This window comes from Daejeonella sp. (assembly GCF_044348475.1).
Taxonomy (GTDB): Bacteria; Bacteroidota; Bacteroidia; order Sphingobacteriales; family Sphingobacteriaceae; genus Daejeonella.
In genome coordinates this window covers 1-5,654 of the sequence record NZ_JBIKSU010000103.1, presented here as the reverse complement: position 1 = coordinate 5,654, position 5,654 = coordinate 1, and the positions used below count along the sequence as shown (strand labels likewise).

Below are 5,654 nucleotides of genomic sequence, written 5' to 3'. Positions count from 1 at the left end.
AAATTTGTATTGGCTGTAGTACTGTTTCAAAAGAGCTGTTTGATAATAAATTTTAACGCTATGAAAAAATATAAATTTTATACTCTCTTATTATTATGTGCTTCTGGTGTTATATTATTCTCTTCTTCAATTAATGATCAGCCTTTTTCATATCAATATGCTGATTCTAAGTTTTTGCAGGATACAATAAACAAAGATGCATGGCTAGCCCCGGCATCGGCCGACTCTCTTAAAAATCCACTAGCAGTATCTCAGGAATACATTTCAAAGGGAGAAGAGTTATATAATATGTACTGCTTTTCATGTCATGGAGATACAGGTTATGGCGATGGCCCTGCTGGAGGATCTATGGGAATCAGGCCTGCAAATTTTCATGATCAGCGAGTGATCAAACAAAAAGATGGTGCCTTATTTTGGAAATTAACCAATGGAAAAGGTAATATGCCGCCTTTTAAAGAAGCTTTAACCGAAGAACAGCGCTGGCAATTAATTGTATTTCTTAGAGAATTAGGTAAAACAGAATAAAAAAATGAAAATCAAACAAGGTATTTATTTAATTGGGCTTCTTAGTTTATTGATAGTTCCTTCTATTTCTAACGCTCAAAATGATTCTAAGGTAAAGGATGAAAAAACCCTTACTCCACGATTAAAGCCTGTAATTCAATCAACACCCATCCCCTTAAGGTCTGATATTTTAATTGAAAAATTTGCCGATGTCCAAGCTAATGCAGTTCGCTTATTGATTCACCCTGTGTCTGGTGATTTCTATTACACAACCTTTGAAGGTGGTGTTTTTCACCTTAGTCAAAAGAATGGTTCTGTTGTTTCTGAACAAATTTTAACTGTCAATGATCATGGCATAAACAAATTGCAGGGTGCTGTTTTTGCTGGATCTGAATTGTTCTTATGTGGCAATACAACTGAAAACAGTAACAGAGGTACCAGGGGGAGATTGGTGCGGTTTTCAATTACACCCAATAGCAAACCAAAGTTGACTGTTGTTTTTAATACAGAAGTTTATGGATTAAATGCAACAACATGGGATCATGGATGGAATGCCCTGGTACTGAGCCCCGATGAACAATATATATTTATTACTTCCGGATCTAGAACCGGGCATGGCGAAATTCAGGATGATAAGGGAGTTTATGTTAATGCACGAGATAATGCTTTAACCACCAAAATTTTTCGAATACCGATCAATGCAGAGAATTTACTATTACCAAATGACATAAATAAATTAAAAGCAGATAATTACCTATATGCCGAAGGTATTCGTAACGCTTATGATATGGCCTTTAATCAAGAAGGTAATTTATTTGCTGTTGTCAATTCATCAGACTATGATCATTCTGAAGATATGTTTTGGGTAAGAAAAGGCCAACATTATGGATTTCCTTGGATCATGGGAGGCGTTGAAAATCCACAGCAATATCCTGATTTTATGCCCGATCCTAAGAAAGATCCATTTCTAAATGCTACTTCTCATGGTATGTTGATGAAGTATTTCAGAAATGATCCAGATTTCCCTAAAATACCCGAAGGTGTAAAATTTAGTCCTGGCGTTCAAAATCTTGGCCCTGATGCCAATGAATACAGAGGGCATTCAGGTAAAATACTTGACGGCGACAATACCGGAGTAAGTATCAGTACGTTTACAGCTCACAGTTCTCCACTAGGCCTTGTTTTTGATACTAAGCGAAAACTCCCAAGTCAATTTAAGGGAGATGGTTTTGTTCTTAGAAATACGCTTGGATCTAAATCTAGCTTAATGAAGCCATTTACAGACCAAGGAAGAGATCTGCTACACCTCAAAATGTCATATGATAAATTGAGTGATAATTATTTTGTAAAAACCACCCGGATTGTAGATTCGTTCAATAATCCAACAGATGCTGTTTTGCTTGGAAATTCATTGTATATTATTGAATATGATGCCAAGTTAGGTAGTATCTGGAAGGTAAGTTTTCCAGCTGTAAATCAAAAAAGGCAAAAAAAGAAAAATTAGTAATTCGGGTAGTTCATTTTTTGAATTCTAAGAATATTAATCTTTGATTTTGAAAGTGTTTAAGCCTGATTTTGAAATATTTTATGTTTATTTATAGTAACAATTTAAAATTATGAAAATTAAAGTATTCGTATTTTCTGTTCTAAGCTTAGTTTCGATCTCCGGGATTTTATCAGCACAAACAATTGCAAAAGAAGAATTGTCTTTTTTAACCTCTGAATGGAAAGGCGATCGTTTTTCTGATGGCCGACCTAAGGTGGCTGATAATTTATTGGAAAGAGCAAAAAAAATTGGTCTTGATGATGCTTGGCAAGTTTTAAAGGTCATGGGATATGTAAATCAGTTTGAACTGGGCTGGAAAACACTGAATGATGAAATAATCACCGGAAGGGTAGTAACAGCAATGTATATGCCTACCCGTCCTGACATCGAAAAAAACATTAAAGACAGGGGCATAAAACAAGGCCGTGTTGGAAATACAAATTCATGGCCCATTTCGGTATTGCAAAAAGGTGATGTTTATGTGGCTGATGGATTTGGAAAAATTGTAGGAGGTTCTTTGATTGGAAGTACTTTGGGTACTTCAATCTATACAAAGTCTGGAAATGGAGTAATTTTTGATGGTGCTGCACGTGATGTACAGGGGCTTGATGAAATCAAAGGATTTAATGCTTTTGTCAGAGACTTTCATCCTGGATTTATGGAAGATATGGTATTAATGGGGTTAAATACTCCAATTCGTATCGGACGTACGATGGTTTTACCTGGTGATCTGGTAATAGCTGGTAAAATTGGTGTTTTATTTGTTCCAGCACATTTAGCTGAACAGGTTGTTTCAACTGCAGAATTTATCGTCAGAAGAGATAAGTATGCATTTGAAGTGATCAAGTCAGGAAAATATTCTAGTGGTCAGTTAGACAGTGAGTGGACAAGTGATATCAAGGATGATTTTATCAAATGGATTCAAAATCATCCTGAAGAAGGTAAAATGACCAGGGCCGAACTGGATGTTATCATGAGTAAAAGAACCTGGTAATCTATCAGTATAATTATTAATTAAACTTTAATTTTAAAATTTTGAAACAGTCGAACATTTATTCTCTAGCATTAGGCATAGCAGGTATAAGCTTGTTAGCAGCTCTTTTCTTTCTTTCTCAAGGCAATCAGGCTAATGCAGGTCCATTACTAATCCTGTTTTTTACAACTCTGGCAATAGGGGTTAGAGGAACAAAAACTTTTAAAGCGTTTTCATATACCATCTGGATTTTTACTGCGGTTACAGCTTCCATGTTTTATCCTCAATATTTCACGTCAATTGGTGATTTTCAATTGAAATTAATGATTGTTCCTCTTTTACAGATCATTATGTTTGGGATGGGTTCACAAATGAGCTTTGAAGATTTTACTGGTGTAATAAAAATGCCTAAAGGGGTATTTATTGGAGTTGGAGCTCATTATGTTATTATGCCTCTTGTTGCTTTTGGTATTGCACATATATTTTCATTTCCACCAGAAATAGCTGCTGGAATTATCCTAATAGGTACGGTGCCAAGTGGTTTAGCATCCAATGTAATGTCTTACCTGGCACACGCAAATCTTGCCCTTGCGGTTACAATTGGAGCAATTTCTACACTCATATCTCCATTTGTTACACCATTGCTAATGCAATGGCTTGGTGGTCAATACATCCAGGTAGACTTTTGGCATATGATGCTTGATATTCTGAATATGATCATTCTTCCAATTGTTGCAGGTTTTATATTTAATCTCTTCTCTAAAAATGAAGCCAGCCAGAAATCTAAATTTATTCAGCTTATAGGTTACTTCATTGTTATTTTATTGACTAATCTGGTTTACATTAAGTCAAGTGGTTCAGACATTAACGGTTTCTTAAGTGCTATTGGAAAATCATTATTCTGGTTCTATATTTTACCAATGATCACTGCTATCGTACTTCGTAAACTAGTGAAAGGAGATGATCAATGGATGGGTAGAGTTCTTTCTATGATTTCAATGGTAGGTATTGCTGTAATTATAACAATCATTACAGCTGCGGGTCGTGATAGCTTATTGAAGGTCGGATTATTGCTTATTATTACCAGTTTACTGCATAATTTAGCTGGGTATATACTTGGTTATGGAGTGTCATGGGTGGCAGGTATGCCAGAAAAAGATAGACGTACAGTTGCATTTGAAGTAGGTATGCAAAACGGAGGTCTTGCATCAGGATTAGCTCTGCAAATGGGCAAAATTGCTACTGTGGGTCTTGCTCCAGCAATCTTTGGTCCGTTAATGAATGTAACCGGTTCGGCATTGGCAAGTTGGTGGAGAAGCAGACCACCTGCTGAAGATACCCTTTCTGATATAAATAAAAATTAAATATACCTGTCATGAAACTAAGGTTTTTTGACAGGTATATTTCAATATAAGAAAGACATGAAAGGTTTTTTCGGATTACTTATCGTATTATCAACTTCTTTACTTTCATTAAGTGCGCAATCAAAGGATGAGAAGGATGTAGCAGCTGCTGTTGAAAAGTTAAACAAAGCAATGGTTGATCCTGAAAAAAGTGTCTTGGAAAGTATTGTATCTCCAGGGTTATCCTATGGTCATTCAGGCGGAATAGTTCAAAATAAGGACGTATTCATTGATGATTTAATTAATGGTGCGTTTAATTTTTCAAGCATCTCTCCAATTAATCAAACTATTTCAATTACAGGCACTATTGCTATAGTTAGGAATATTTTAGTAGCTAAGGCAACAGATTCTGGGGTTCCAACCGATCTTCGAATTGGGAATGCAATGGTTTGGCGAAAGGAAGGCGGAGCTTGGAAATTGCTCGTCAGACAAGCCTTTATACTATAAATTTGATGGGATTAATATCTCTTAATTCTTAAAAAGTGCGCTTCATACCCTAGCGCACTTTTTTATTAAAATGAACTCGATATACTATTTAAAAACCACATAGAAACATAGCATTTTAAAACCGCCAAGCTTCAATACTATGTGGTTAAATATTGATTTTTAGATTTTTATATATCGTACACACGGTATTTATTATTAAAATTTAAACAAACTAATTATTAAAATGGTAAAACCCGATAGTTTAATATTTGACCTGGATGGCACTTTATGGGATGCCCTGGATACCTACCTGGCATCTTGGAATGAGGGGGTAAAAGCTGAAAACTTGAACAGAATATTTACCCGTGCAGATCTGCATCATGTGATGGGCTGGGAACGTTCTGTAGTGCTTGATCATATGTTCCCAGGCACCTCAAAAGAAAGACAGGAAGAAATTTATCATACTATTAATGAATTCCGAATAAAACTTATGCCAGAGATGGGAGGTGTTTTATATGAAGGTGTTAGAGAAGGATTGATCAAACTTGCTGATAAATATCGCTTACTAATTGTAAGCAACTGCCCCAAAAACCTGATCACTGAATTTATGAAGTGGGCTGATATTGAACACTATATAACTGATGAGATGGCGCATGGTGTCAACTCAATGCCTAAACATCATAATATTAAACTCCTGATAGATAAGCACAACCTACAGAGTCCGGTTTATATTGGTGATACCCATGGAGATAGTATTGAAACTAGAAAAGCAGGGCTCCCATTTGTGTTATTAACTTATGGA

The 5,654-nt window shown here is 35.7% G+C and carries 6 protein-coding genes; all 6 read left to right on the top strand.

Annotation, left to right across the window (positions count from 1 at the left end; translation table 11 throughout):
* Positions 1-60 precede the first annotated feature (60 nt).
* Entirely contained in the window at positions 61-525 is a 465-nt protein-coding gene (locus ACIQZ6_RS11585; RefSeq protein WP_395811264.1) for a c-type cytochrome, read from the top strand.
* Between the two features lie 4 nt (positions 526-529).
* Positions 530-2,008 carry a PQQ-dependent sugar dehydrogenase gene (locus tag ACIQZ6_RS11580; protein ID WP_395811262.1) on the top strand — a complete coding sequence of 493 codons (1,479 nt, stop codon included), beginning with the start codon at positions 530-532 and terminating at the stop codon, positions 2,006-2,008.
* A 112-nt stretch (positions 2,009-2,120) separates the two neighbouring features.
* A complete protein-coding gene (locus ACIQZ6_RS11575) occupies positions 2,121-3,044 on the top strand; it encodes an RraA family protein (protein ID WP_395811260.1) in 924 nt (307 codons plus the stop codon).
* Between the two features lie 41 nt (positions 3,045-3,085).
* Positions 3,086-4,387: a bile acid:sodium symporter family protein gene (locus ACIQZ6_RS11570; RefSeq protein WP_395811258.1), complete on the top strand. Its 1,302-nt coding sequence runs from the start codon at positions 3,086-3,088 to the stop codon at positions 4,385-4,387.
* 57 nt (positions 4,388-4,444) lie between these two features.
* Positions 4,445-4,873: a nuclear transport factor 2 family protein gene (locus ACIQZ6_RS11565; protein WP_395811256.1), complete on the top strand. Its 429-nt coding sequence runs from the start codon at positions 4,445-4,447 to the stop codon at positions 4,871-4,873.
* Positions 4,874-5,096: 223 nt separating this feature from the next.
* A partial coding sequence (locus tag ACIQZ6_RS11560; RefSeq protein WP_395811254.1) for an HAD family hydrolase occupies positions 5,097-5,654 on the top strand: 558 nt, incomplete at its 3' end.

Coding starts and splice junctions, on each gene's coding strand:
- ACIQZ6_RS11585 (WP_395811264.1), top strand. CDS start 61: ATGAAAAAATATAAATTTTATACTCTCTTATTATTATGTGCTTCTGGT.
- ACIQZ6_RS11580 (WP_395811262.1), top strand. CDS start 530: ATGAAAATCAAACAAGGTATTTATTTAATTGGGCTTCTTAGTTTATTG.
- ACIQZ6_RS11575 (WP_395811260.1), top strand. CDS start 2,121: ATGAAAATTAAAGTATTCGTATTTTCTGTTCTAAGCTTAGTTTCGATC.
- ACIQZ6_RS11565 (WP_395811256.1), top strand. CDS start 4,445: ATGAAAGGTTTTTTCGGATTACTTATCGTATTATCAACTTCTTTACTT.